Raw genomic sequence first — 25,521 nt, forward strand, 5'->3', positions numbered from 1 at the left:
CATCCCAAGTCCCCGCGGACCAGAGCAACTTTCAGGAGCTGAGAGTCGGGGGCCCGATCAAGCTTGTGTCGCAAGTTGCCATCCGGGATCCGCAGGCGAGCATTCGTGGCGAACCCATGCTTATCGGACCTTCTTGCGCGTATCGATGCCGGTGCTCTCATCGGTCTGCGGTGCAGGGGGCTGCGTGCCAAGGTCGCGATAGGAGCGCAGGTCGGGCGCCCCGGCGGCGACCGGATTGGCTTCCAGTCGGGCGATCATCCGCTTCATCTCGGCGATCTCGCGAACCTGGGCATCGATGATGCCATCGGCCAGTCTGCGCACCTGCGGGTCGCGGATGTGCGCCCGCTCGCTGGTCATGATCGCGATCGAATGGTGCGGGATCATCGCCTTCATATAGGCGACATCGTCGACCGTCTCCTGGCTGCGCACCAGCCACAATGGGCCTGCGAAGACGGCCGCGGCACCGGCGACGATGCCGATATTGGCGCGCCGATTGGGGTACATGCCCCACATGAAGCCGAGCATGATGATCGCCATCACCGCCCCCATGAGGAGCGCCATCCACATGCGCGTCTGGCTGAACATGACATGGTCGAGCGCATAGGTGTTGAGATACATGAGCCCGAACATCACGACCGTCGAGGTCGCGATCATCGCGGCGAACCGGCCATAGCCCATGCCGCTGCCCTGTTTTTGATCCTTCATCGCTCCACCTCTCTCCTGATCTCTGCGCTGCATAACCCCATGGTTTCGCTTCACGCCGGATGCCGCCCGGCACGTTGCGGAATGACAACGAGTAACAGGGCGATTGCGCCCAGCAACACCGCCGAGGCGAGAGGTCGGCTCAGGTCGAGGCCGCCGCTGGCGAGCGGCTTGTCGAGAAAGTCGCCGACCGCCGCGCCGAGCGGGCGGGTCAGGACGAAAGCGGCCCAGAACAGCAGCACCCGGCTGGTGCGGGTCAACCGGTAGAGCGCGGCGACCCCGGCGAGCGCGAGCGCGAAGATCACCGCCGCGCCGAGGTAACCGCGTCCGCCGGTGTCTGCCAGCCAGTCGCCCAGCGCCGTGCCGAGGGTCTGCGAAAAGGTGATCGTCACCCAGTAGAACAGCTCCGGGCGCATGCCGCGCAGATCATCCGAGGCGATCCGGCCGAGTGTCGCTTTCCAGGCAGCCAGCGAGCCGAGCACGAGTGTGAGGAGCAGCAAGGAGCCGCCGCTATAGCCGATGCCGAGCGACCGGGTCGCGAAGTCGGCGAGCGTCGTGCCCGCCGTCGTCGAGGCGAGGATCGTCGTCCAGTAAAGCGCCGGATGGAATGTACGCGCCTTGATCTGCGCCGCAATGAACAGCGCGAGCAATCCGCCGAATATCGCCGTGCTGACCAGATATCCCATGTCGAGGCTCATGCTGAGCGTGTCGCCCGCAGTCTCGCCGAGCGTGGTGGCCAGAATCTTGATGGCCCAGAAGCCGAGCGTGACCGCCGGCACCTTGCTGGCGACTTCGTCCATATCCGGCTTGATCATGACGCCCTCCTCAGAACCAGATCCGCATGCCGGCGACGAAGCTGGTCGTGGTCGGATCATCGCCATTGGCGCGGGCGTAGCGTGCCGTCTGGCCGATCTTCGCCTCGTGGGAGATGCCGACATAGGGCGCGAACTGGCGGGTGACCTCGTAGCGCAGACGCAGGCCGAGCTCGGCACTGCTGAGGCCGGCGCCGATGCGGTTCTCGGGCACGTCCTGCGCCGACAGGTTGAGCTCGATGCGCGGCTGCAGGACGACACGCTGCGTAATCCGCTGGTCGTAATAGCCTTCGAGCCGGCCGAACACGTCCCCCTTGTCGGACAGGAACGCCGCGCCCTCGACCTCGAACCAGTATGGCGCGAGGCCCTCGAACCCGATGACGGCATAGGTGCGCGACGGGCTCGGCCTGAAATCGTGCCGCACGCCGGCCTGGAGGTTGAAGTAGGGACCGATCGCGCGGCTGTAGAGCGCCTGCACTTCGGCGGCTTCGACGCCCTGGCGCAGCACGCCTTCGCCCTCAGACTTGATGGTCAGCCGGTTGATATCGCCGCCGAGCCAGGCCTCGCCATCCCAGCGATAGCCATCCCTCCCTCTTCGCGCCTGATATTCGGCGAGGTTGAACATCACCGTCGCCATCGTCTGCCCGCCACTCTCGCGCATCATCATGTCACGGGCATGCGCAATATCGGCCTTGGGGAACTGGCGATCGGCATAATGATCCATCGGTGGCGTTGGCGCGGGTGCGCTGCCAGCGGGGAGATCGGTGCCGGCCTGGTCTCCCGAGGGCATCGCCGCCATGTTATGGCCAGCATGGTCGGCCGGCATGTCCATCCCGGGCATGGCGCCATTATCCTGCGCCGGTGCAGACTGCGCCGGCTTCGTCGGCATCGCCATGCCGCCCATGTCATGGCGTTCGTGGCCGCTTGGAGCCGGTACGGGCTTTGCGGGCGTAGGGGATGCAGGTTTTGCAGCAGGCTGGCTTCTGCGTGGCGCCAGGGTGGCGGGATTGGGCTTCGGCTTGGGTTTTGCCGCCGGCTTGGCGGACGGCATCGCCATGCCCGGCAGATCGTGCATCGAATGATCCTGCGCGGCGGCAGGCGATGCGAGCGCGATCAGGGCGCTGGCGGACAGGAGCGAGGCGAGATGCGTCATGCTGCATCTCCCTTCTGACGCACGCTGACGACGCGCATCATGCCCGCCGCCATGTGGTAGAGGAGATGGCAGTGGAACGCCCAGTCGCCGACCGCGTCCGCGGTGAAGTCCCAGGTGACGATCCCGCCGGGCTGAACGATAACTGTGTGCTTGCGCGGCGCGCGGTCGCCATGCCCCGTCACCAGCTCGAAGAAATGGCCATGGATGTGGATCGGATGCGCCATCATGCTGTCGTTGATCAGGTTCACCCGCACCCGCTCGCCTTCGGTGAACGGGATCGGCTCGTGGACGTCCGACATCTTCTCGCCGTCGAGCGACCACATGAACCGCTCCATGTTGCCGGTCAGGTGGAGGTCGATGCTGCGCGAGGGCGCACGGACGTCGGGATTGCGCTCCAACGCCATCAGGTCGCGATAGACCAGCACCTTGTGGCCGACATCGGCTAGGCCCTGTCCCGGCTCGCCGGTGCGATCGACCGGCATGGGTGAGATCGTCTGCACCCCCGGACCGCGCTTCACCTGCGGCGCATTGCCGAAGTCGCGCATGCGCATCGAGCCCATGTCATGGCCGGCCATCGCGCCGCCACCATGATCCATCCCCGGCATCGCCGAATGGTCCATCGCGCCGCGATCCATGGTCGCATGATCCACGCCGGCCATGGGCGCGGCAGCGGGGCTTCCCGGCGTCGCAAGCGTGCGCGAGGCGTACTGCTCGGCGCTGGGATCGACGCCGCGCGGCGCCATGTCGCCGCCCATGTCCATGCCCATATCCTTCATGGTGGCGAGCGGGCGCTGACGCAGCGCCGGGACCGGCGCGACCATGCCGGCACGCGGTGCGAGCGTGGCACGCGCCAGCCCTGAGCGGTCGACCGCCTCGCCGACCAGCGTGAACGCCTTGTCCTCGGTCGGCGTAACGATGACGTCGTAAGTCTCTGCGACGCCGATCTGGAACTCGTCGACCGCGACCGGCATCACGTTCTGGCCGTCGGCCTGGACGATGGTCAGCTTGAGGCCGGGAATACGCACGTTGAAGGTCGTCATCGACGACGCGTTGATCACACGCAGGCGGACACGCTCGCCCAGGGTGAACAGGGCCGTCCAGTTGTCGGCCGGCCCATGACCATTGACGAGATAGGTATAGGCCGCGCCGGTTACGTCGGAGATATCGGCCGGGTCCATTCGCATCCTGCCCCAGGCGAGACGGTCCTTCTCCTTCTGGTCGCGACCCGAAAGGAGCCCTGACAGCGTCTGGCGCTGAAAATTGAAATGGCCCGGATTGACCTTCATCCGCCGGAAGATCGCCTCGGGCGACAGCTGGCTGTGGTCCGACAGCACGATGACATGCTCGCGATCGGACTGGGCCGGATCGGCACCGGCGGGATCGATCACGATCGGGCCGTAGAGGCCAAGCTGCTCCTGGAAGCCCGAATGGCTGTGATACCAGTAAGTGCCGCTCTGGCGCACCGGGAACTCGTAGAGATAGCTGGAGCGCGGCTTGATGCCGGGGAACGAGATGCCGGGCACGCCGTCATGCTCGGGCGGGACCAGCAGGCCATGCCAATGGACCGAACTGTCCTCGTCGAGATCGTTGATGACGTTGAGCCGCACCTTCTGGCCTTCGCGCAGCCGGATGAGCGGTGCCGGCACCGTGCCGTTGATCCCGATCGCGAGCGAACGGTGGCCGTCGATCGTCATCATCTGCCAGGCGATGCGCAGCGTGATGTCGTCACCCGAGACGGTCGGCAGGCCTTGCGATACCGGCTGCGCCCAGGCGGGCATCCATGCCGCGAGCGCCGCGGTGCCGCCGGCCAGCCCGAGGCCGCGCAGCAAGGTGCGCCGATCGACGGTCGAGAAGTCCATGAAATACCAGTCCCTGTCGCGTGCGTATGGAGGGTTTACGCAGAGACGCCCTCAACCCCTCAGCATCTCTTCCAGCTTTTTGCGCGCGCGGTAGAGCCTAGTCTCGACCGCCTTGTCGCCGATCCCGAGGGTCTCGCCGGTCTCCGCCTGGCTCATGCCCTCGATGGTCCGCAGGACGAGGACCTGCCTGAGGTTGACCGGCAGCTCGGCGATCGCCGCCATCGTTCGTTCCAGCTCGCGCCGGTCGGCGATCTGGACGTCGCTGGCGGCAGCGGAATCGGCGACGGCATGCGCCTCCTCGATCGGTCGCGCGAAGGTGAAGAAGCGGCGCACCGCCCGCCGCCGCGACCAGTCGCGCGCCTTGTTGACCGCGATCCGCCCGATCCATGCGCGGAACGGGCGCTCGGCGTCATAGCGCGCCAGCGCGCCAAAGGCGGCGATGAAGGTCTGTTGGGTCAGGTCGATCGCCGCGTCACTGTCTCCGACGAGCCCGCGCAGCAGCCGGAACACGCTCTCGCGATGCCGGCGCATCAGTTCGGCATAGGCCGCCTGGCGCCTGGCCAATGCGAGCGCCGCCAGCTCGCCGTCCGAGCAGCCGGCGAGGTCGAGGCTCACCGTTCCTTGGCCGTGAGCGCCTTGACCACCGCGGCATCGAATTTCGCCGCCTGATCGGGTTTGAGCACGGCCCGCATCGCGAAGATATGCTCGAGCGTTTCCTTCTGGAGCTGCCCCATCGCCTGGTGCGAGCGGTCGACCGCCGCCGCGACGCCGGGGCCATAGCCATGTTCCGCCTCGATCGCGCCGGCGAGCCGGGCATTGTCGGCGCGCAGCTCGAGATCGAGCGCCTGCTTGCGGACCGCGAAGCGCCGTTCGATCTCGTCCATCCGGGCTTTCTGACCGCTGTCCAGATCGAGATCGTGATGGAGCAGCGTGTGCAGCGCATTCTCGACCGGCGCGGGCCGGGCAATGAAGGCGCGCCCGATGAACGCGCCGGCGACTGCTGCCAGAAAGGCGATGGCGGCGATCAGGAGCAGGCGGCGGCGGTCGGTCACTCGACGGTACCGAGCAATGTCGAGGGAGCGAGCGCCGAGGGTGTACCGAACGGCGCGGCGGAGGGTGCCGGATCGGCATAGCCGGGGATGGTCGAGCCAAGCAGACCGATCAGCAGCGCAAGGCTGGCGGCTAGGCCGACCAGCCGGCCGCCAAGCGGCTTGCCGCGGGCATCCGCGATACCGTCGAACACGCCGCCCTCGATCCCCGCCAGTCGCGGATCGACCGGTAGTTCCCGCATCCGTCGCAGGGCCGCATCCACATCCATCGTCATCACTCCATCTACCCCAGCCATACGCAACCGGGCGTGACATCCCTCATCGCCAAATCACTGCCGACGGATCGAGGGATAGCAGACGGCGCTGCGTATTGGATGCTTGAACATGGTTGGAGTGGTTCGATGAAGAAGAAGATCATCCTGTCGGCGCTGGCGGCACTCTCTATCGGCCTGGCCGGTCCGGCGCTTGCGCATCCCAAATTGGTGAGCAGCACACCGGCCGCCGCATCGACGGTAAGTGCTCCGCGTCAGGTCACGTTGACGTTCAACGAGCGGCTGATGCCGGCCATGACCGGGGCCGAGATAGTGATGACGGCGATGCCCGGCATGAAGGATCACCCGCCGATGAAGATCAACGGCGCAAAGACGAGCGTCACTGCCGATGGCAAGACGTTGGAGATCGCCTTCGGTCGACCGCTCGCCGCCGGCAGCTATGCGGTCAACTGGCACGCCGTGTCGGGCGATACCCACCGCGTTACCGGCAGCGTGACCTTCACGGTCCGGTGATGTCCGACTGGCCGTTGGTTGCTGTGCGCTGGGGTCTCTACCTCGATCTCGGCGCATTGTTCGGCTTGCCGGCCTTCGCGCGCTACGGCCTCCCAGCCGCGGCGCGTATGACGGCCTTTTCGCTGCGATGGCCCATCGTCGCCTTGTCGCTGAGCGGCTTGGGGCTGAGCGCAGCGGGCTTTCTGTTGATGGCGGCCGCGATGCTCGGGGTCGGCGTGACGCAGGTGGACCGAGCGACGCTGATCATGCTGTTGACCGATACCGGCATCGGCTGGGCATGGACGGCGCGTGTGCTCGCGCTGCTGGCGGTGCTGGCTCTCGCCCTGGCTAGACGGCACTGGACCATGCGATATTGCCGGGCTCTGGTCCTGCCGGGTGGCATCGCGGTGGCGAGCCTCGCCTGGACCGGGCATGGCGCGGCGGGTGAAGGCGTCTGGGGCACGGCCCAGCTTCTAGGTGACATACTCCATCTTCTTGCCGCCTCGGCCTGGCTCGGTGCGCTGATCGCCTTTCTCCTGCTGGTCGGTCGCGCGCGGGATGCGGAATCGCTCTACATCGCCCGCGACGCACTCGCGGGCTTTGCGCGCGCCGGGACAGCCATCGTTGCCGTGCTCATCCTGACCGGACTGCTGAATGGCTATATCCTCGTCGGACCGGAACGGCTGGGCATGCTCGTCACCACCGACTATGGCCGCCTGCTGCTGGCCAAGCTCGGCCTGTTCGCGGCGATGCTGGTGCTGGCGGCGGTAAATCGCTGGCAGCTCGCACCTGCCCTGCAGGGCGACGCAACCCCGACCACCATGGCTCGTCTGCGGCTCAGCCTCGGGCTGGAGTTCTCGGCCATACTCGCGGTCCTGGCGGTGGTCTCGTGGCTCGGCACGCTCGCGCCCCCGGCTTCCCTGTAGCGGCGATCAGCCATGCACCAGACCAAGCGACCCTAGCCCCATCCAGATCGCCATCGCGACCATCATGACATTCTCGGTCAGCGAGACGAAGCCGAGCGGCACCTTGCTCGATCCGCCGACACAGGCGCATTTGATCTCCCGCCTGTCGATATAGACCGCCTTGAACACCGAGATCGCCCCGATCCCGCCGATCACCAGCGCCACCGGGGCGGAGAGCCCGGTCAGGACACCGGCGGTCATCAGCACACCAGCCGCACCTTCGGCGAACGGATAGACGTAGGAATAGGGCACCCAGCGCCGCGCCAGCAGATCGTAGTTGAGAAACATGCTCGAGAAGCGCTCGACATCCTGCAGCTTGAGCAGCGCCAGCACACACATGCTGAGCGAGATGAACCATTCGGCGGCACGGACCGTGAGCGGCGTGCCATAGACCGATTGGCTTACGGCGAGCGCCATCAGCGCGGTCATCGCGAACACAGCGACGACCGGCGTGTAGCTGGTGGCATCCGGATCGGGCACCGACTTGCCGAAGAAGCGGCGCAGATCGTCATAGCCGCCGATCCGCCGACCATCGATGAAGGTCTGCGGCGTGGTCTTCACGCCATGCTCGGCCTTGAACGCGTCGGTTTCGGCGCGGGTCTTGAGCCAGCGGTCATCGACCGCATAGCCCTGGGTCTCGAGCAGGTGCTTGGCCTTCAGCCCATAGGGGCAAACATGCTCGGGCATCACCATGCGATAGAGCGTCGCGCGCCTGGGGGATTGGTGGGTCATTGCGGGTCCTCATCGCCTTGCGATTGATCGGTCCCGACCCATATAGGTTCCGTACCATGGTACGGAGTCAAGGCATGGAAATGCTGACGATCGGCAAGCTCGCCGCGAAGGGCGGGGTCGGGGTCGAGACGGTCCGCTATTACCAGCGGCGGGGGTTGCTGGCCGAGCCTACGCGCGACGCGGGCATCCGGCGCTATGGCGACGACGATGTGCGGCGCCTGCGGTTCATTCGCTCGGCCCAGACCGCCGGCTTCACGCTTGAGGAAATCGGCGAACTGCTTGGCCTCGACGCGGTCGATGACCGGACGCGGGCCCGGCATCTTGCCGAAGCCAGGATCGCGGCGATCGATGCGAAAATCGCCGAGATGCAATCCGCACGAGCCGCGCTAGCCAAACTCGCGAGCGAGTGCGCCAACACAGCCGCTGGCGCGTGTCCGATCATCACCGCATTTGAGCGCTGCGCCTGAGCTCCAGCGCCAGCTTGTCCTGCACAAACGCAATCGGGTGTGGGGCCGACTATAGGCGATTGGCAGCTAAACTGGCTTCGTTGTCCCGAATCCGGCATTCTGCACACAGCTCACGTCAGTCGATCGGCGATGGCATCCATGCACGGCTAGGGCGTCCGCTGTCGACGAAAGCCGCCATTCAAGGAGCGAACCGGGAACGGCAGGAAAGTCCCACTCCCGGTCCCTGGCGAGGTGGATCTGCGGGCCGTGCGCCCGGGTCCGCTTTTGGGTTGATCAGTCGCCTGGCTGGCCGTCTGAGAGTAGGTGCGCAGCTGGGTGCCCCCTCCCTGCCGGCGCGTCGGGACCTACCGCGAACCAAGCTCGCGCCATGTCCGCTTCTGGGAAGCCCTCAAGCGCCTCCTAGCGGCTGAAAGTGGGCGAGTAGCGGTCGGCAGTCGTGCCAGATCGTTCCTGGCAATCTCACAAAAAGTGTGGGGAAAAATGTGGGGGCGCGTCTCGCGGTCTCATGTATTTAGTTGTTAATTGAATTACTTAAGATCAATCTTGGGCTTCCTCCCGCTCCGCCACCTGCGCCCTTTTTGGGGCTTCCCAAAACTGCCAGAAAAGCCGCAGAAATAGCGGTTTCTGGTTCCGCTGCGCATCCAAGGGTAGGTAGGGAAGGTTGAAGCTGAGCCCGTATACCGGCACTCCGCTCCCGATGGGCCGATTCCGTTGTTCGTCGGTCGACTCACCCTCACCCTCACCCTCTCTGTGCCCTTGCTACGCTCGCCTTCACTTCCATGGCGCGGTATGGCCGGTGGGGCATCTACGGGAACCGCTCGCTTGCAGCTTACCCCAAGTGCCCCGAAGGACGCGGGCCGATGCGGGGACGCGCCAGCTCGAACCTATCGCCTTCGCGTACCGTCGGTCCCGGTCAGCGCAAGCATCGCAAAACTGGCGAGCCAATGCTCACCCATATAGTCCCCTGCCACTTCGTCGATGGCTGTTGTGAGATGCTGCGCTGCGGCTGCGTTCAATACGCTGGCAACTACATCGGAAACCGAACGTGCCAAGCTTCGCATGGCCCAAGCGCGACTGAGATTAAGCCCGTCGAGGTGAGCGATCTTGCCGTCGCTGCGATCGCTGACCCGGGCGGGCGTGAACAGAGTGGCGGGCTGCCCGGCGGCGAGATCCGGAAGGAATGCGGCGAACCAAGGTGCGAACCGCTCCGCCGGCAGCAGCGCATGCATCGCCAGCGCCTCCATTAGCGTCGGAGACAGGAAGTCCTCGCCGCTCGGCTCCCATGCCTGCGCGCCACGATCGTGTGAGAACCACCGCAATGCGGCTTCGCGGAGGGTGGTCTGGAACGCTTCGTTGCTGGAAACTCGCGCATAGCGCTCGGCCAGCACCAGCGCGAAGGCGGTGTTGGAATGAAAGCCTGCACGCACCGGATAGTGCAGCTTGGGCAGGAACGCCTGGAAGCGCGCGACGAACGCATCGGCCAGCGGTTGCAGGGTGGCGACATGGGGACTGTCGGCAACGATCAGCTCGCTGGCCAGCATCAATGCCCAGGCCCAGCCATAGGGGCGTTCGAAGCTCCGCGCACTCGGGCGGTCGAGATAGGCGCGTTCCGCCTCCACCTTCCCGGGCGTGATGGCGCGCGTGAACAGCGCATCGATCGCGGCCACTTCGGCAAGCTCCGGGAATAGCCGCCGCACGCGCGCGAGCAGCCAATAGCCGTGGATGCAGCTGTGCCAATCGAAGCTGCCGTAGAAGATGGGGTGTACGAGATGCGGGATATAGGCGTCCGCATCCCCGTCCATCACATGGTCTGCCTTGTGCGGATATTCGCGCTCGACATGGCCGAGCGCGATGCGGGCAAAGCTGGCGGCGAGATCGGGGGTCATTTCGGGCTTCCGGGAAAGGCGAGCAGCGTCATCGCCGCAATGTTGAAGACGAGCAGCAGCAGCGCGGTCGGTGCCTGCACGCGGATCACCGCGAACCGGTCGCGCAGCTCCAGTGCCGCGACGGGGACGATGTTGAAATTGGCCGCCATCGGCGTGAGCAGCGTACCGCAGAAGCCGGACAGCATGCCTAGCGCTGCCACCGCGGCGGGGTCGCCGTGCAGCTGGTGGATAAGGATCGGCACGCCGATGCCCAGCGTCATGATCGGGAAGGCTGCAAAGGCGTTGCCCATCACTAGGGTGAACAGCGCCATGCCCAGGCAATAGACCAGGGTCGCGACGAAGGGCGTATTGACCGCGACCAACCCTAGCACGCCGCCCGCCACGACCTTGCCGACGCCGGCCAGCGCGAAGATGCCGCCCAGCGCCGCGAGCATCTGGGGCAGGACCATCGGCCAGCCGATCCCGTCGACCAGGCGGCGCGCTTCGGTGGCGGTGGTGCCGCGGGGCGGACGGGTCAGGAGAAGCGCGAGGGCAAGGGCAACCGCGGCCCCGGTGGCAAGTGCGGCAAGCGTCACCTGCTTTGGGTCGATCAAGGTGATGCCCACCAGCCGCCCCTGTGGAAGGGCGAGCGTGCCGCCGAGGGTAACCAGCGGCAGCGCCAGCGCCGGCAGGAACAGCCGGGCGCCCCATCGCCGGGCGAGCGTCGCGCGGGTCGAGTCATCGGTCGTGGTGACGGGCCCCGGCTTGAGTCCCAGCGTCGCCAGCGCGACCATTGCCAGCACGAGGCAGCCATTGACCAGATCGGGGAGCCAGGGGCCTGCGCCGAGCGTGACGGCAAAGGCGCCCCAGAAGGCGGCATTCCGCCAGTGCCGGGGTGAATGCGTGTCGCGCGCATGGTGCAGCGCGACCGCGGCGGGGAGGGTGGCGGCGGCGATGCCGATCGCGTCTAAGCCGATCATCGCGGGAGCGTGCCGTCGAGCCGCAACAGCCGGGCTCCGTGGATCAGCAGCGCGGCAAGCGCGGTGGGGATCGCCCATATCGCCACTTCCAGCGGCGCGACTGTTACACCTTCCTGCTGCAGGATCGCCCGGATCAGCAGGATCGAGCCGACTGCGATGAACACGTCCTCGCCGAAGAACAGTGCAATATTATCGACTGCGGCGGCATGGGCACGGAGGCGCTGGCGCGTGTCGTCGTCGAGCGGCGCGTCGGCGTCGCGCTCGGCCGCGCCCTCCACCATCGGCGCGACGATTGGGCGGACCATCGGCACATGGCCGCCCAGCGCGGTGAGGCCGAGCGCGGCTGCCGCCTGCCGCAGCAGGAAATAACCGAGCAGCACACGGCCGGCCGTCGCCCGCCGCAACCGCTGCACGACCGCGCGCGCCTGTTCGCGCAGCCCCGCGCGTTCGAGCAACGCGATCGCCGGCAGCGCCAGCCAGGCGACGGCAAGGAAGCGCGCGTCGACAAAGGCCTTCCCGATCAGTGCGATCACCGCGATCGGCCCATGCCCGGCCGCCGCCGCGCTGGCGAACGCCGCGGCGGTGACGACCAGCAGCGGATGGATGCGGAGCGCAAAGCCCAGGACGATGATGACGATGCCCGACAGGACCAGCATCGCTACGCCTCCTTAGAGCGTCGCGGCGGCGCGGGCCGCTTGGTTGTACTGGCCGGAGAGGCGGCGTAGCAGCCCGGCGGCCTGGGCCAGCGCCGCGGCATCCGGGCCATCGGCGGCGACGGACTCGGCGAGCACCGTCTCCCGGATTGCGCGATAGGCAGTGCAGAACTCCACGCCCGCCTGCGTCGCGGCGATCAGCTTTTCCTTGCCCGCGCGCCGCGTCGTCACCAGCCCGGCTTTCTCCAGCTTGCGGATGGCATAGGTGACGAGATGCGTGTCTTCGACGTCGAGGACCAGCGCGATGTCGGCAAGCCGCTTGGGCCGGTCGCGATGGCGGACGGTATGGAGGATCAGCACTTCGAGCGGGGCCAGCGCGATGCCGGCTGCGGCGGCGCAGCGCGCGATCCAGCGATGATAGGCAGTGGCGGCGAGGGTGAGGCTGAACTCCAGCTCCGACAAGGTCGGCGCGGCGCCATCGGCGAGATGCGCTGACGATACGATCGCTTTGCCTCTCGCCTGCTCCGACATCGTCTACCTCCCGCTGCAGGAAGCTTGCGCTATGCAATCGAACTGTCAACATTTATACTGCGATTCATCGATAAATTGTAGTTGAGGGTGTGGGACATGGGCGGGTGGCGGTTCTGGATCGATCGTGGCGGCACCTTCACCGATATCGTCGCGCGCGCGCCCGCCGGCACACTCTCCACCGCCAAGTTGCTCAGCGAGAACCCCGAACTATATGAAGATGCGGCGATTGCCGGCATCCGGCAAATCCTCGGCCTCGGGGTGGACGATCCCTGGCCGGTGGGCCTCATCGACGAAGTGAAGATGGGCACCACGGTGGCCACAAACGCGCTGCTGGAGCGCAAGGGGACGCGGACGCTGCTGGTGGTCGATCGCGGCTTTGCCGATCTGCTGGCGATCGGCAACCAGGCGCGACCCGCACTGTTCGATCTCGCGATCAGGCCTGCGCTGCCGCTCCACGACGGCGTTCTGGAGATTGGCGGGCGGATCGACCGCGACGGCCAGACGATCGTGCCGCTCGACGAAGATGCCGTGTTTGCCGATCTGCGGGCGGCGCGGATCGCCGGCCACGAAGCGGTGGCGGTCGCGCTCACCCATGCCTGGGCGCACCCTTCGACCGAGGCGCGGGTCGCCGACCTGGCACGCGCGGCGGGGTTCGCGCAGGTTTCCGCCAGCCATGCGGTCAGCCCGCTGATCGGGTTGGTCGCGCGGGGGCGGACCAGCGTGGTCGACGCCTATCTGTCGCCGGTGCTGCGCCGCTATGTCGATCGGGTCGCGGGTGCGCTGGGCAGCACGCCGCTCCATTTCATGCAGTCCAATGGCGGGCTTGCCGATGCCGCGCATTTCCAGGGCAAGGACGCGATCCTCTCCGGCCCGGCCGGCGGCGTCGTCGCCGCGGCGCGCACCGCCGAGCGGGCGGGCTTCGACCGGGTGATCGGCTTCGACATGGGCGGCACCTCCACCGACGTGGCGCTCTATGCCGGCAGCTTCGAGCGGGTGTTCGATGCGGAGGTGGCAGGCGTCGAGATGCGCGTTCCGATGATGGCGATCGAAACGGTGGCGGCCGGCGGCGGTTCGATCCTGCATTTCGACGGCACGCGCTACCGGGTGGGACCGGACAGCGCAGGCGCCAATCCGGGTCCGGCTGCCTATCGGCGCGGCGGGCCGCTGACCGTGACCGACGCGAATGTGCTGGTCGGCAAGATCCGCCCCGAGCATTTCCCCGCCGTGTTCGGCCCCGCCGGGGACCAGCCGCTCGACCGGGACGCGGTGGCACAGGCCTTTGCCGCACTGGCCGAGCAGATCGCGGCGGCAACCGGCACGCCGCAGGATCCGCGCGCCGTGGCGGAGGGCTTCCTCTCGATCGCGGTCGCTAACATGGCGGCGGCGATCAAGCGCGTCGCCCTGGAGCGCGGCGAGGATGTCGCCGGCTTCGTGCTGCAATGTTTCGGCGGTGCGGGCGGGCAGCATGCCTGCCGTGTCGCCGAGGTACTGGGGATGCGGCAGGTGCTGATCCATCCATTGGCGGGCGTGCTCTCGGCCTATGGCATGGGGTTGGCCGATCGCGCTGCGCTCCGCCAGCGCTCGGTCGAGCAACCTCTTGTCCCCGCAGTGGTCGCGGACGTGGAGGCGCTGGCGCTGCTGCTGGGGAGGGAAGCGGCCGGCGATCTCGGCGGCGGCCCTGCAGTGCACCATGCCAGCACGGCGCATCTGCGCTATGCCGGAACCGACACCGCCCTTGGCGTACCGCTCGGCGAGGCGACGACGATGCGCGCGGCGTTCGAGGCCGCGCACCAGGCGCGGTTCGGCTTCACCAGCCCGGACCGAGACATCGTGATCGAGAGCCTGATGGTCGAGGCGGTGCTGCCCGGCGAGACCGTTGCGCTGCCGCCGCTGCCGCCGCGTGAGGGGCCGATCCCTGCTGCCCTGGCAGTCGTGCCGTTGTGGACGGGCGGCGCCGAGCATGCGGTGCCGGTGCTTGATCGCGCGGCGTTGCGCCCCGGCGATCGTCTGGAAGGCCCGGTGCTGATCCGCGAGGCGACCGCGACGACGATGGTGGAGCCGGGCTGGGTGCTCGGCGTGCGGGACGGCGGCGAACTTGTGCTGGATCACGAAGGCGCCGGCGCCCGCGTCGAAGCAGATCCGGCGATCGCCGATCCGGTGCAGCTGGAACTGTTCAACACCCAGTTCATGGGCATCGCCGAGCGGATGGGGGTGGTGCTGCGCAACACCTCGAGCAGCGTCAACATGAAGGAGCGGCTGGATTTCTCCTGCGCGCTGTTCGATGTGGAGGGGCGGCTGGTGGCGAATGCGCCGCACGTTCCGGTGCATCTCGGCGCGATGGGCGACAGCGTGCGCGCGGTGCTGGCGCGGCGCGGGGCGACGCTGAAGCCGGGGGATGCGATCGCGCTCAACGATCCCTTCCATGGCGGCACGCATCTCCCCGACGTGACCGTGATCACCCCGGTGTTCGACGGCGGAGAACTTCGATTCTTCGTCGCCAATCGCGGCCATCATGCCGATATCGGCGGGCTCACCCCCGGATCGACTCCGCCGGAATCGGCGCGGCTCGCCGAGGAAGGTGTGGTGATCGCCGATTTCCTGCTCGTCGATGGCGGCGTGTTCCAGGAAGCCGCGTTCCGCCGGCTGCTGACCGAGGCCGAATGGCCGGCTCGGAACCCGGACGTCAACGTCGCCGATATCAAGGCGCAGCTTGCCGCCAATGCCACCGGGGTGGCTGAACTGCGGGCACTGGTCGCCGCCCGGGGCTGGCCGATGGTCCGCGCCTATATGGGCCATGTCATGGCCAATGCCGAGGAGAGCATTCACCGGGTGGTCGCCGGTTTGCAGGACGGCGTGTTCGAGGACCGGCTGGACAATGGCGCGCCGCTCAAGGTGGCGGTGATGGTCGATCAGGCGGCGCGCACGGCGGTGATCGACTTCACCGGCACCGGTCCAGCGAGTGCGGGCAATTTCAACGCGCCGCCCTCGGTCACGCGCGCGGTGGTGCTCTATGCGTTTCGTTGCCTGGCGGGGGAGGCGATCCCGCTCAACGAAGGCTGCCTTGCGCCCCTGCGCATCGTCATCCCCGAAGGCTCGTTCCTCGCGCCGCCGCCGGGCAGCGCGGTGGTTGCCGGCAATACCGAGGTCAGCCAGGCGCTGTGCAATGCGCTGCTCGGCGCGCTGGGGGCGGCAGCAGCCTCGCAGGGGACGATGAACAACTTCCTTTTCGGCAACGACCGCCACCAATATTACGAGACGATCTGCGGCGGCGCAGGCGCGGCCCCCGGCTTTGCCGGTGCCTCGGCTGTGCACACGCACATGACCAACACCCGGATCACCGACCCCGAGATTTTGGAGCTGCGCTATCCGGTGCGGCTCGAGCAATTCGCGATCCGGCGAGGATCGGGTGGAGCGGGGCGATGGCCGGGCGGCAACGGCGCGGTACGCGCGGTGACTGTGCTTGAGCCGATGATCGTCACGTTGGTCGCCTCTCGACGGACGGTGGCACCGTTCGGGCTTGCCGGTGGGAGCCCGGGGCAACCTGGCACCCAGCGGATCGAACGCGCGGACGGCAGGAGCGAGACGATCGGCGGAACCGCACGCGCCGAGCTGGATAGCGGCGACCGGATTGTGATCGAAACCCCCGGCGGGGGCGGCTTTGGTGCGGGTCTTGAATCTTAAGCGCTAAGGGGGCCTGGCGGCAGCCCCTTCGGGTCGTCAGCGCAGGGGGTACCTCGCACTGGCAGATCATAGGGGCAAAGCCGATCACCGGCGGCGAGATCCGTTCTTGCTAGCAGGAACAGCCAGCTTGGAACAAACCGCGCGCGGCGCTTTGCTCAATCGCCAAGTATTCAACGGCATCGACCCGCGGCACGTCGCTGCGCCGATCATGGGACATCCTTCACATGGTGCTTCAGCAGAGATAATCGACGGCATCTACTGGCCGAAACACAGCCCGATTGCGATTATTTCGCTTAATTGCGCTTAATGCGAATATCGGATGATAGATCGGTCCACATAGAGCCCCGTGGCAGCGCGTTGTCGGCGCCCGCGGAGCTGGACGCGGAGCAGCTGTAGGGGTTTGTTCTCCAAACGGTACACGCGGTCATCGACGCCTGTACGCTGGCAAGCACGCTCAAGCGCAATCTGTTGCTGATGCTTGTCTACCGGCGGTGCCCGGCGGACACCTCTGGACGACATATTCGGTCCTTCCAAGGCATTCGGATAGAGGCATGGGTCACACGCATCCGTTCTTGAGATCAAAGCACCAACATGCAGCATCTTATGCTTGCGCCGGCCGTACTTCCTGACATTATCGCAATTGCTCTCCGGATCGGACTCAATCACTTCAAACTGATGATTCGATATCCATGGGCCAATGATGGACGCAGGAAGAACAATCCTGCCATCTAGATTGCCATGAATCTCTCGGGCCCAAGAAAGCGCTGCGAACGATCTTCGTTCGACACGCGTGAATTTGTGTTGGCCGTATTCGCGGGAGGATTACATGGAAAAGGAACTGCCCGTACCGAAATGTTTCGATACGCCAGAAACCGCCACCAAGCGGCTGGTCGAGATGTTCGTCGAAATGGGTCAGGCCAAGCGAACCCGCGTCGATCCGCCACCCGCGCAGCGTGCCGTCTTCCGCAAGCTGCACGGCGTCGCCCATGGCCAGTTCGTCCGGCACCCGGATATCCCCGAGGACTGGTGCGTCGGCATTTTCGCGCATGCGCGCCTGGATGCCTGGATGCGCTTTTCGAGCGACACCGCGCCGACCGCGCCGGACCTGGGCTCGACGCTCGGCATCGGCCTCAAGCTATTCGGGGTGGCCGGCGAGAATGCGCTTGGAGAAGTCGGCAACACCGCCGATCTGATCATGCAGGCGGCGTCGCGCTTCTTCGTCGACGATGCGCAGCAGATGGTCGAGTTCACCTATGCCGGCGTCGTCCAGCACGATTATGACGCCTATCTCGCGCGCCACCCGGAAACCAATGCGATCCTGAATGCGATGACGGCGCCGCGCGGATCGGTGCTGACCACCACCTACTGGGCGATCCTGCCGTTCCATCTGGGCGGCGAGATCGTCAAATACCGGCTCGTTCCCGAAACCCCGCCCGAGGACGTGGCCGACGACGCCCCCGATTATCTGGCGATCGACCTCCTCAACCGCCTGTCGACCCGCGGATATCGCTTCGTGCTGGAGGTGCAGCGCCGCACCAATCCGGAAACCATGCCGCTCGATCAGGCGATGGTGGAATGGCCGGAGGCGGAAAGCGCGTTCGTACCGGTCGCGACGGTGGAAATCCCGCGCCAACGTGTCGATGCGCGCGGTCAGTCCGAGTATGGCCAGGGTCTCGCGTTCAACATATGGCGCGTGCCCGCCGCCAATGCCCCGAGCAAGGAATCCTCCATCGCGGTGGTGCGGCGCGAGGTCTATGCCGCCGGCGCCCGCATGCGTCACACCGCCAATGGTCAGCCGTTGCAGGACCCGGTGGCGCCGCGCCCGGCCCATCCCGAACCCTTTCCCGAGGACCATTGCATCGTCCAGGCGGTGATCTATCCAGCGATCGGGGTCGCACGGGTGGGTTCCAGCGACGAGTATTTCTACGGCCCCGAAGTGATCGATCCGCTGCCGCTGCCCCCCGGCAGCTACCGCGACAAGCACAAGAAGCTCAAGCGCCAGGCCGCGCGCTTCCGGATCTATGGCTGCAACGCGCGCGGCGAGATCGTTCGGGAATTGACGGGCAAGGATTCGGACGCGGAGATCGAATGGACGGTCCAGCTCGCCAACCAGAAGGCGGCTTGGTACGGGTTCCAGCTGGCGCTCGACATTCCGGAGGCGAACTATGCGCCGCCGACGACGCTGCGCAATCCGGGTGTCGCCGACCGATCGCGGCTGGCGATCACGCCCAAGGCGCAGACCCTGCGCGGCGCCAATGCGTCAGCCAAATTCGACGGCGCGTTCATGGAGATCCCCGTCGCGCTCGGCGAAGCGTCGACCGACGACGCCAAGCGGCTGACCCTGCTGGGCGGCAAGGGCATTTCGCAAAGCTATGACGGTGCGGCGGCGATCACCTTCGCCAACAACGAAGGCTGGTATGATGATGTCTCGGACGGCCCGATCACGGCCAAGGTCGTGCTCAACGGCGAGCAGCTCCAGGTCGTGCCCGCCTGGGTGGTCGTCGCGCCGCCCAATTACGGGCCGCAGCGCAAGTCGGTCCGCACGATGTGGGATTTGATGCGCGACGTCGCGATCAAGGCCAACATGCTCGCCGCGCCGAAGCGCCCGTCCTTCACCCGCGAGATCCTGCCGATCTTCGAGCGGATGGAAGGGCTGCAATGGGTCAATGCCGGGTTCGCCGGCGGGTTCGGCTGGGAAGGCGCGTTCGACCTGACCAGCGCGGAGGCGCTCCAGCGGCTCTCCAGCGCCAGCCCCGTCTATCGCGAGCAGCGGCGGGTGATCTACAACAACTTCCGCAACTTCCAGACGGACAGCTATTCGCCGGTGCCTTGGCCCTGGCTCTATGGCGATGCGATGAACATCCCGCCGGCCGATACGCCGCGCCAGAATGCGGTGCTGAGCGATTGCCAGATGGCGATGCTGCAATGCTGGGCGGAAGGCAATTTCGACGAGGATTACGATCCCAACCGACAGCCGCCCCGCGACATCGAAGAGGTGCCGCTCGCCGAGCAGGGCGAGATGCTGACTCAGGCGGCGCTCGAATTCTGCCTCGCCGATGCCTTTCACCCGGGCTGCGAGATGACCTGGCCGGTGCGTTCGGCAACGATGTACATGGCGCCGTTCCGCTTCCTCCATGCTCCCGAAGGCTGGGTCGAACCGCTGCAGAGCGAAGTGCTTACCACCGATTCGGTGACCATTCCCAATGGCCCGCTCTACGGCCAGCTCCCCGGCGGGATCACGCGCTGGATGGCGGTGCCGTGGCAGACGGACACGAGCAGTTGCCGCTCGGGCTATACGCCGAGCTACGATCCCTATGTCCCGAGCTTCTGGCCGGCGCGCGTGCCCAATGAAGTGCTGACGCGCGAGAATTACGACATCGTGATGGACAAGAGCCGGCCGATGTCGGAGCGACAAAAGGCGTTCGCCAACCGCGAAGCGTGGATCGAGCCGCTCGGCGCGGACGGCTACACCCATCAGATCAACAATATGATCCAGCACTTCGATTTCCTCGGCGTCGTCGAGGTTCGAGAAGGCCCCGGCGATCCGGAATTCCCGGCGTTCATTGAGGTCGAGGACTATGCCAAGCTGATCACGCCCGAGGAGGAAAGCTATACCGAAAAGGGCGAAATGCTCGGCACCGCCCCCCGGCAGCTGCGCGCCGAGGCCACGCAACGTCGCGGCGTGCGCTCGGCGACCGAAGTCGACCTGTCGGGCATCGACCTGGTCAATCGCTTCCCCCGCGGGCTGCCGCGACAGCGGTGAAGGTCGATGTCGCGGTCATCGGTGCGGGCGCGGCGGGGTGTGCCGCCGCCGCCACACTGGCGCCCTTCGCGTCGGTGGCGCTGATCGATCGCGTCGTCGATCCCGGCTGGCGGATCGGCGAGACGCTGCCCGGTGCCGCGCGCCGCGTTCTGATCGCGATCGGCGCGTGGGAGCGTTTCGCGGCAGCGGGCCATGCCGAAGCCCCGCTCAAGGTCAGCCGCTGGGGTTCCGAGGAGGCCGTGTCGCTCGACGCCTTTCGCGATCCGGACGGTGTCGGCTGGCGGCTCGATCGCGCACGCTTCGAACGAGACCTCCGCGCCGATGCGGTGGCACGCGGGGCGATGCTGATCGCACCTGCGGCGGTCGAGGCGCTGGTGCGTACCGCGTCCGGCTGGACGATCGCGCTGGATACCGGCGAGGCGCTCGACGCGCATCTCGTCATCGACGCCGGCGGCAGGCGCTCGCGCCTTCTCCGCGCGTACGGCCAGCGCCGCATGGCGACCGACAAGCTCGCCTGCGCCTATCAGCGGGTGCGGCAGCGCGGCGAGGATCCCGCCACGTACACCGAAGCCGTGCCGGATGGCTGGTGGTATACGGCAGCGCTCGCGGACGGCAGGCGCGTCATCGCCTTCCATGGTGACAGCGATCAGCCGATGCTGCGCCAGGTACTGGAAGAAGGCCCCTCCAATGCGGCGCAGCGCGTCCCGGGCCTGGCGGCGGCGATCGGCGATATCGATCCGGCGGACGCGTCGAGCTCGGCGCTTTGTGCCGCGCACAGCGCCGCTGGCAGCGCCGCCGGGAGGGGCTGGTTCACCGCAGGCGACTGCACCATGTCGCTCGATCCACTTTCCTCGCAAGGGCTGTTCAACGCGCTGGTCACGGGCATGGAGGCCGGTGAGGCGGCGCGCGCGCTGCTCGGCGGAAACGCCGCGGCGATACAGGGGCACGCTACACGGATTGCCCGCATCTGGCACGCCTATCTCGCGCACCACCGAACCTATTATGCAATGGAGCGGCGGTGGCCGGCCGCGCCGTTCTGGCAACGCCGCTCCATCGCCGCCAGCCCAATGCGGTGAGCGCTAGAGGCTGGCGCCGCGAGCGATCGCATCCAGGCGCTGCATCTCGGCTGCTAGTGTCGGCGCGGCGAAGTCAAGAAAACTGCGCGTCTTGAGCGGCATTCTCCCGCGGCCAGGATACACGATCGAGAGAGGAAGCGGCCGGGCCTCGTACGCAGGCAGAACGATCTTCAGCTTGCCTGCCGCTATCGCGGGCGCTGCCTCGTACAACACTGTCTGCGTCAGCCCCATACCGGCAGCCGCCGCATCGATGGCAGCATGTGCCGTACTCACCGCTAGGCGCGGCCGCACGGGTTGCAGATGCTCGGCGCCGGTTTCCAAATCTCGGAACCGCCACGAACTGGCAAGATGCATGTAGTCGACGCCAACGCAGGGCAGTGCTGCCGCCTCGGCCGGCACGCTGGGCGTGCCATGCGCTGCAAGAAAATCGGGTGCCCCCACGACTACCCATCGTATGTCGCCGATGCGGCGGCCTACCAGCTGACTGTCCGCCAGGTTGCCGATGCGAAAGGCGAGGTCGATATGCTCGCCCATCAGGTCCATCTGTTGATCCGAAAGGCCAAGCCGAACTGAAATTTCGGGATTCTCGCTCAGGAACGCGTTGACGATCGGCAGAACGTGCAGCCGACCGAAAGAAAGCGGTGAGGTGAGCACGAGCTCGCCGCGAGGCTGCAGATACTCGCCCGTCGCCTCCCGCTCCGCTTCGGCTACTTCTTCGAGAATGCGACGGGAAGCGGCGAGATAGGCAGCACCGGCCTCCGTCAGCTCCAGCCTCCGAGTGGAGCGCGTGAGAAGGCGAACGCCAAGATGCGCTTCCAGCTCCGACAGCTTTCTGCTGAGGGTGGCAACAGGCACCGCAAGCTTGCGACCAGCAGCCGACATGCTGCCACATTCTACCGTTGCGACCAGCAATGCCATAGCTTCGAGGCGATCCATGACGTCTCATAGAATGGAAAGCTGCTTCTAAAAAGAGGCGCCTAGTTGACGAAGATGGGAAGCCGTATCTCGGGTCCTGCGAGGCGACTGGTCTCGAAGGAAGGTAAATTGATCGATGCCGCACATTTCCCTCTCTCGCCAAGCGCGCCGGACCACGACGGTACGTGACGAAAGGCGAGCCTGGGCGCCGAGCCGATTTCTTCGACCTCGCCGCGAAGCGTCGGCACGGATGGAATGCGGCCAAGCGATCGGCGTCGCGCACGACGCCATCTTCAACGCCGCTTTCGACGCCCCACCGTCATCAAGCTACCCGCACGCGGTGCGGCCGGTTGAGCCGCAGGCATGAGCCGCTCCAGCACAGCCGATGGTGGCGGCACGCGCGTGGGCGGCTCCCGCGGCCTCTCACCGAGCACGCTTCTGCTGATCGGCCTGACATGCGCGGTATGCGTGGCGAACAACTATTATAGCCAGCCGCTGCTCCTCGACATCGCCCGAAGCCTCGGCATTTCAAAGTCTTTCGCCGGGCTCGCGCCGACCATGACGCAGGTCGGCATCGCCGCAGGCATGTTTCTCATTCTCCCATTGGGCGATCGTATCGACAATCGGATGATGACCACCACGCTTCTGTTCTTCCAGGCGGTTGCACTGAGTGTGATGGCGTCCACCGAACACCCGGCGCTATTCTTCTTAGCCGGCCTTGTCGCCGGACTATGTGGCATCGTTACCTATCTTCTACCGGCCTACGCCACCCGACTGGTGGCGCCGGCGCGCCGGGGCACTATCACCGGGATGCTCGCCACGGGCATTCTCACCGGCATCATGCTGGGACGGTCCCTTGCCGGAATGGCCGGGTTCGCGTGGGGCTGGCGCGCCGTGTACGCATCCGCCGCACTCGCGACATTCATCATGGCCACGGTCATGCGGCGCTGCATGCCTCCGACGCCCGACCTTCGGCCACAACCTTATGGCGAGCTCATGCGCCCGCTTGTCACGCTTGCTCAGACCTCCGCGCTGCTGCGTCGATCGACCCTGCTCCAGGCGCTGAGCTTCGGCAGCTTCAACATGCTCTGGGTAGGCCTCACACTCCATCTCCAGGAGGCCCCCTTCCATCTGGACACGCGGCAGATCGGCGGGCTCTCCCTGGTCGCGGTGACCGCAGCCCTTTCGGCACCGGTGCTTGGCCGCCTGGCGGACCGGCGCAGCATGGCGCCGGCACTGCGGCTGGCCTTCCTCCTCAACACCGCCGGGTGGGTGGCGCTGCTGCTGATACCCGCAAGCTACTTCGGCATCGTGGCAGGGATGGTGCTCGTCGGAATCGGCTCGATCGGGACCGACGTGACCCTGCGCGCTACCTTGTACGGACTAACTCCCGAGATCCGCATGCGCCTCAACGCCTTCTACTCGACCGGCACCTTTCTGGGCGGCAGCCTCTTCTCCTTGCTCACCCCGATTCTCATGGCCGGGCTTGGCTGGAGCGGGTTCGTCGCAACGGCCCTCCTCTTGAACCTGGCCGGGCTGGCGCTGGTCCATAAGGAGCACTGATGGCGGGTGGCCAGTCGTTCTTCCCCGCCCTCCGTTGCCATGGGTCACGCCAGTAGGAGCCCCATCACGGGTGCCGAAGCGCATGCAACTTGGTGATTGACCCCCCTCCAAATTCAGTCATATTGGATCCAATAACAACGATGCATTTGGATGGAGGATGCTGTGGCAGCGCCCTTAGACGCGATCTCGCCCCCCTGGCCCCTGCACGCCTGGTATGTCGCCGCATCGGCCGAGGAGCTCGCTGACCGTCCCCTCGGCCGCACCATCTGCGGCCAGCCCATGGTGTTCTTCCGCAACGCAGCCGGCGCAGTCACGGCCCTGGAAGACTTTTGCCCGCATCGCGGCGCCCCCCTGTCGCTGGGCTTCGTGCGTGATGACGAGCTGGTTTGCGGCTATCACGGGCTGGTCATGGGATGCGCCGGTCGCGCAACATCGATGCCCGGCCAGCGGGTGGAGAAGTTCGCCGGCGTCCGGCGCTTCGCCGTGATCGAACGCTACGGCTTCATCTGGGTGTGGCCCGGCGATGCGGAGGCCGCAGACCCGGGTAAACTCCACCATCTCGACTGGGCCGAGAACGCCGAATGGGCCTATGGGGGCGGCTATTACCACATCGCCTGCGACTACCGGCTGATGGTCGACAACCTTATGGACCTGACCCACGAAACCTATGTCCACAGCACCAGTATCGGCCAGAAGGAAATCGACGAAGCCCCTGTCGAGACGCTGATCGACGGTGAGCAGGTCGTCACCCGTCGGTTCATGGGCGGTATCGAAGCGCCGCCCTTCTGGAAGATGGCGCTGCGCGGCGCCGGCTTGCCCGACGACCAGCCCGTCGATCGCTGGCAGATCTGCCGCTTCACCCTGCCGAGCCACGTACTGATCGAAGTGGGTGTCGCGCTTGCCGGGAACGGCGGCTACCACGCCGAGGACCGCTGGAAGGCTTCCAGCATCGTCGTCGACTTCATCACGCCCGAGACCGAAACCTCGCACCATTATTTCTGGGGCATGGCACGCCGTTTCGCCGTTGCCGACGCAGCACTCACCGACACGATCCGCACCGGCCAGGGCAAGATCTTCGGCGAGGACCTGGAGATGCTGGAGCGCCAGCAAGCCAACCTGCTGCGCTATCCCGAGCGCCGCCTGATGAAGCTCAACATCGACGCCGGCGGTGTGCGATCGCGGCTGATGATCGATCGCGCCATTGCCGCCGAACGGACGCAGGACGCCCAAGCCGCCTGACTCCCCTTGGCCCATCGCCCGCGCGATGCTTTAAGCGCGGACGATGGAAAAGCCTGCAAAGCCAGGCCAGCAAGTGCTGGTCGCCCTCCGCCGGATGATTGCCGACGGCACGATCAAGCCTGGGGACCGGATCGCCGAGATTCCCACCGCGGAGGCGCTGGGTGTCTCGCGCATGCCGGTGCGGACTGCGCTCCGGGCGCTTGAACATGAAGGGCTTGTCGTGAAACTGGGTGCGCGCGGATACACCCCGCGTGCCGTTGACGCGGCGGCAATCACCGGTGCGATCGAAGTGCGCGGCGTGCTGGAAGGACTGGCCGTTCGCCGCGTGACCGAACGACGCCTCACCCCCGCGGAGCAGGCGCGCTTCGAAGCCGTCCTGGCGGAGGGCGACGCGCTGTTCGCCAAGGGGCATCTCGTCGATGGCGATCTGGACGGATTCTATCGCTACAATCTCGCCTTCCACGACCTCCTGATTGCAGCAAGCGGCAACCCGTCCATCGCACTGGCGCTGGGCCGAAACAATCACCTCCCCTTCGCCTCGGCTGCAGCACTGGCACTCGACTGGGAGGATCTGGACGGCGAATATCGCCATCTTCTCGCCGCCCATGCGGAGCATCGTGCGGTGTTCGAGGCCATCCGTGCCGGCGACGCGGACCGGGCCGAGCGACTGATGCGCGGCCACGCCGCGGTCGCGATCGCGAACCGCCGCGCGTTCCGCATGCTGCCGGACTGATCCTCCGTCTATCGCCGGG

23 protein-coding genes are annotated in these 25,521 nt (G+C 66.5%); 10 read left to right on the top strand and 13 right to left on the bottom strand.

Going from position 1 to position 25,521, the window contains the following annotated elements:
• Positions 1-120: 120 nt before the first annotated feature.
• From A7X12_RS12110 to A7X12_RS12140, 7 genes are read right to left on the bottom strand one after another with little or no spacing between them, the layout of a single operon-like run.
• Entirely contained in the window at positions 121-705 is a 585-nt protein-coding gene (locus tag A7X12_RS12110; protein WP_198162018.1) for a DUF305 domain-containing protein, read from the bottom strand.
• Positions 706-755: 50 nt separating this feature from the next.
• A complete protein-coding gene (locus A7X12_RS12115) occupies positions 756-1,517 on the bottom strand; it encodes a COG4705 family protein (RefSeq protein WP_157105583.1) in 762 nt (253 codons plus the stop codon).
• Positions 1,518-1,527: 10 nt separating this feature from the next.
• A complete protein-coding gene (locus A7X12_RS12120; protein WP_064311887.1) occupies positions 1,528-2,667 on the bottom strand; it encodes a copper resistance protein B in 1,140 nt (379 codons plus the stop codon).
• Entirely contained in the window at positions 2,664-4,526 is a 1,863-nt protein-coding gene (locus A7X12_RS12125) for a copper resistance system multicopper oxidase (RefSeq protein ID WP_064311888.1), read from the bottom strand. The genes A7X12_RS12120 and A7X12_RS12125 overlap by 4 nt, the downstream gene beginning before the upstream one ends.
• A gap of 51 nt (positions 4,527-4,577) precedes the next feature.
• Entirely contained in the window at positions 4,578-5,141 is a 564-nt protein-coding gene (locus A7X12_RS12130) for an RNA polymerase sigma factor (protein ID WP_064311889.1), read from the bottom strand.
• Positions 5,138-5,578 (bottom strand): periplasmic heavy metal sensor, encoded by a 441-nt coding sequence (locus A7X12_RS12135; protein WP_064311890.1) that lies wholly within the window; start codon positions 5,576-5,578, stop codon positions 5,138-5,140. The genes A7X12_RS12130 and A7X12_RS12135 overlap by 4 nt, the downstream gene beginning before the upstream one ends.
• The gene (locus A7X12_RS12140) at positions 5,575-5,850 is read right to left on the bottom strand and encodes a hypothetical protein (RefSeq protein ID WP_064311891.1); all 276 of its coding nucleotides are present in this window, start codon (positions 5,848-5,850) and stop codon (positions 5,575-5,577) included. Before A7X12_RS12140 ends, A7X12_RS12135 begins: the two co-directional genes overlap by 4 nt.
• Positions 5,851-5,976: 126 nt before the next feature.
• Between A7X12_RS12140 and copC the strand changes: the two genes are divergently transcribed.
• Both copC and copD read left to right on the top strand, forming a co-directional pair.
• Positions 5,977-6,360 carry a copper homeostasis periplasmic binding protein CopC gene (gene copC, locus A7X12_RS12145; protein ID WP_064311892.1) on the top strand — a complete coding sequence of 128 codons (384 nt, stop codon included), beginning with the start codon at positions 5,977-5,979 and terminating at the stop codon, positions 6,358-6,360.
• The gene (gene copD, locus A7X12_RS12150; RefSeq protein ID WP_064311893.1) at positions 6,360-7,265 is read left to right on the top strand and encodes a copper homeostasis membrane protein CopD; all 906 of its coding nucleotides are present in this window, start codon (positions 6,360-6,362) and stop codon (positions 7,263-7,265) included. The genes copC and copD overlap by 1 nt, the downstream gene beginning before the upstream one ends.
• Before the next feature lie 6 nt (positions 7,266-7,271).
• Here copD and A7X12_RS12155 read toward each other — a convergent pair whose 3' ends face one another.
• Entirely contained in the window at positions 7,272-8,036 is a 765-nt protein-coding gene (locus A7X12_RS12155) for a glutaredoxin family protein (RefSeq protein ID WP_064311894.1), read from the bottom strand.
• Positions 8,037-8,110: 74 nt separating this feature from the next.
• On the opposite strand from A7X12_RS12155, the gene A7X12_RS12160 reads away from it, so the two are divergent.
• Positions 8,111-8,503, top strand: a complete 393-nt coding sequence (locus A7X12_RS12160; RefSeq protein ID WP_064311895.1) for a MerR family transcriptional regulator — start codon at positions 8,111-8,113, stop codon at positions 8,501-8,503.
• Between the two features lie 884 nt (positions 8,504-9,387).
• Here the strand turns inward: A7X12_RS12160 and A7X12_RS12165 are convergent.
• The 4 genes from A7X12_RS12165 to A7X12_RS12180 are packed head-to-tail and all read right to left on the bottom strand — an operon-like array spanning position 9,388 to position 12,532.
• Complete coding sequence (locus A7X12_RS12165) at positions 9,388-10,389, bottom strand: DUF2891 domain-containing protein (protein ID WP_064311896.1); 1,002 nt, start codon at positions 10,387-10,389, stop codon at positions 9,388-9,390.
• Positions 10,386-11,348 carry a 5-oxoproline transporter, DUF979 family subunit gene (locus A7X12_RS12170; protein ID WP_064311897.1) on the bottom strand — a complete coding sequence of 321 codons (963 nt, stop codon included), beginning with the start codon at positions 11,346-11,348 and terminating at the stop codon, positions 10,386-10,388. The genes A7X12_RS12165 and A7X12_RS12170 overlap by 4 nt, the downstream gene beginning before the upstream one ends.
• Positions 11,345-12,004 (bottom strand): 5-oxoproline transporter, DUF969 family subunit, encoded by a 660-nt coding sequence (locus tag A7X12_RS12175; protein WP_064311898.1) that lies wholly within the window; start codon positions 12,002-12,004, stop codon positions 11,345-11,347. Before A7X12_RS12175 ends, A7X12_RS12170 begins: the two co-directional genes overlap by 4 nt.
• 12 nt (positions 12,005-12,016) lie before the next feature.
• Entirely contained in the window at positions 12,017-12,532 is a 516-nt protein-coding gene (locus A7X12_RS12180; RefSeq protein ID WP_064311899.1) for a winged helix DNA-binding protein, read from the bottom strand.
• A gap of 96 nt (positions 12,533-12,628) precedes the next feature.
• Between A7X12_RS12180 and A7X12_RS12185 the strand changes: the two genes are divergently transcribed.
• From A7X12_RS12185 to A7X12_RS12195, 4 genes are all read left to right on the top strand, one after another.
• Positions 12,629-16,213, top strand: coding sequence for a hydantoinase B/oxoprolinase family protein (locus A7X12_RS12185; RefSeq protein ID WP_064311900.1), 3,585 nt, complete (start codon positions 12,629-12,631; stop codon positions 16,211-16,213).
• Between the two features lie 127 nt (positions 16,214-16,340).
• Positions 16,341-16,520, top strand: a complete 180-nt coding sequence (locus A7X12_RS25535) for a hypothetical protein (protein ID WP_157105584.1) — start codon at positions 16,341-16,343, stop codon at positions 16,518-16,520.
• A 519-nt stretch (positions 16,521-17,039) separates the two neighbouring features.
• The gene (locus A7X12_RS12190; RefSeq protein ID WP_064311901.1) at positions 17,040-19,976 is read left to right on the top strand and encodes a LodA/GoxA family CTQ-dependent oxidase; all 2,937 of its coding nucleotides are present in this window, start codon (positions 17,040-17,042) and stop codon (positions 19,974-19,976) included.
• Positions 19,973-21,052, top strand: a complete 1,080-nt coding sequence (locus A7X12_RS12195) for a tryptophan 7-halogenase (RefSeq protein WP_064311902.1) — start codon at positions 19,973-19,975, stop codon at positions 21,050-21,052. The genes A7X12_RS12190 and A7X12_RS12195 overlap by 4 nt, the downstream gene beginning before the upstream one ends.
• A gap of 3 nt (positions 21,053-21,055) precedes the next feature.
• Here the strand turns inward: A7X12_RS12195 and A7X12_RS12200 are convergent, their stop codons facing one another.
• Entirely contained in the window at positions 21,056-21,988 is a 933-nt protein-coding gene (locus A7X12_RS12200; RefSeq protein ID WP_064311903.1) for a LysR family transcriptional regulator, read from the bottom strand.
• Positions 21,989-22,330: 342 nt separating this feature from the next.
• On the opposite strand from A7X12_RS12200, the gene A7X12_RS12205 reads away from it, so the two are divergent.
• From A7X12_RS12205 to A7X12_RS12215, 3 genes are all read left to right on the top strand, one after another.
• A complete protein-coding gene (locus A7X12_RS12205; protein WP_064311904.1) occupies positions 22,331-23,530 on the top strand; it encodes an MFS transporter in 1,200 nt (399 codons plus the stop codon).
• A gap of 162 nt (positions 23,531-23,692) precedes the next feature.
• Positions 23,693-24,769: an aromatic ring-hydroxylating oxygenase subunit alpha gene (locus A7X12_RS12210; RefSeq protein WP_232318488.1), complete on the top strand. Its 1,077-nt coding sequence runs from the start codon at positions 23,693-23,695 to the stop codon at positions 24,767-24,769.
• Between the two features lie 43 nt (positions 24,770-24,812).
• Positions 24,813-25,502, top strand: coding sequence for a GntR family transcriptional regulator (locus A7X12_RS12215; protein ID WP_064311906.1), 690 nt, complete (start codon positions 24,813-24,815; stop codon positions 25,500-25,502).
• The last annotated feature ends 19 nt before the right edge of the window (positions 25,503-25,521 follow it).

Source organism: Sphingomonas sp. TDK1 (genome assembly GCF_001650735.1).
Taxonomy (GTDB): domain Bacteria; phylum Pseudomonadota; class Alphaproteobacteria; order Sphingomonadales; family Sphingomonadaceae; genus Sphingomonas.

Coding starts and splice junctions, on each gene's coding strand:
- A7X12_RS12155 (WP_064311894.1), bottom strand. CDS start 8,036: ATGACCCACCAATCCCCCAGGCGCGCGACGCTCTATCGCATGGTGATG.
- copC (WP_064311892.1), top strand. CDS start 5,977: ATGAAGAAGAAGATCATCCTGTCGGCGCTGGCGGCACTCTCTATCGGC.
- A7X12_RS12215 (WP_064311906.1), top strand. CDS start 24,813: ATGGAAAAGCCTGCAAAGCCAGGCCAGCAAGTGCTGGTCGCCCTCCGC.
- A7X12_RS12110 (WP_198162018.1), bottom strand. CDS start 705: ATGAAGGATCAAAAACAGGGCAGCGGCATGGGCTATGGCCGGTTCGCC.
- A7X12_RS12165 (WP_064311896.1), bottom strand. CDS start 10,389: ATGACCCCCGATCTCGCCGCCAGCTTTGCCCGCATCGCGCTCGGCCAT.
- A7X12_RS12115 (WP_157105583.1), bottom strand. CDS start 1,517: ATGATCAAGCCGGATATGGACGAAGTCGCCAGCAAGGTGCCGGCGGTC.
- A7X12_RS12180 (WP_064311899.1), bottom strand. CDS start 12,532: ATGTCGGAGCAGGCGAGAGGCAAAGCGATCGTATCGTCAGCGCATCTC.
- A7X12_RS12160 (WP_064311895.1), top strand. CDS start 8,111: ATGGAAATGCTGACGATCGGCAAGCTCGCCGCGAAGGGCGGGGTCGGG.
- A7X12_RS12120 (WP_064311887.1), bottom strand. CDS start 2,667: ATGACGCATCTCGCCTCGCTCCTGTCCGCCAGCGCCCTGATCGCGCTC.
- A7X12_RS12170 (WP_064311897.1), bottom strand. CDS start 11,348: ATGATCGGCTTAGACGCGATCGGCATCGCCGCCGCCACCCTCCCCGCC.
- A7X12_RS12140 (WP_064311891.1), bottom strand. CDS start 5,850: ATGACGATGGATGTGGATGCGGCCCTGCGACGGATGCGGGAACTACCG.
- copD (WP_064311893.1), top strand. CDS start 6,360: ATGTCCGACTGGCCGTTGGTTGCTGTGCGCTGGGGTCTCTACCTCGAT.
- A7X12_RS12190 (WP_064311901.1), top strand. CDS start 17,040: ATGGAAAAGGAACTGCCCGTACCGAAATGTTTCGATACGCCAGAAACC.
- A7X12_RS12185 (WP_064311900.1), top strand. CDS start 12,629: ATGGGCGGGTGGCGGTTCTGGATCGATCGTGGCGGCACCTTCACCGAT.
- A7X12_RS12125 (WP_064311888.1), bottom strand. CDS start 4,526: ATGGACTTCTCGACCGTCGATCGGCGCACCTTGCTGCGCGGCCTCGGG.
- A7X12_RS12175 (WP_064311898.1), bottom strand. CDS start 12,004: ATGCTGGTCCTGTCGGGCATCGTCATCATCGTCCTGGGCTTTGCGCTC.
- A7X12_RS12205 (WP_064311904.1), top strand. CDS start 22,331: ATGAGCCGCTCCAGCACAGCCGATGGTGGCGGCACGCGCGTGGGCGGC.
- A7X12_RS12200 (WP_064311903.1), bottom strand. CDS start 21,988: ATGGATCGCCTCGAAGCTATGGCATTGCTGGTCGCAACGGTAGAATGT.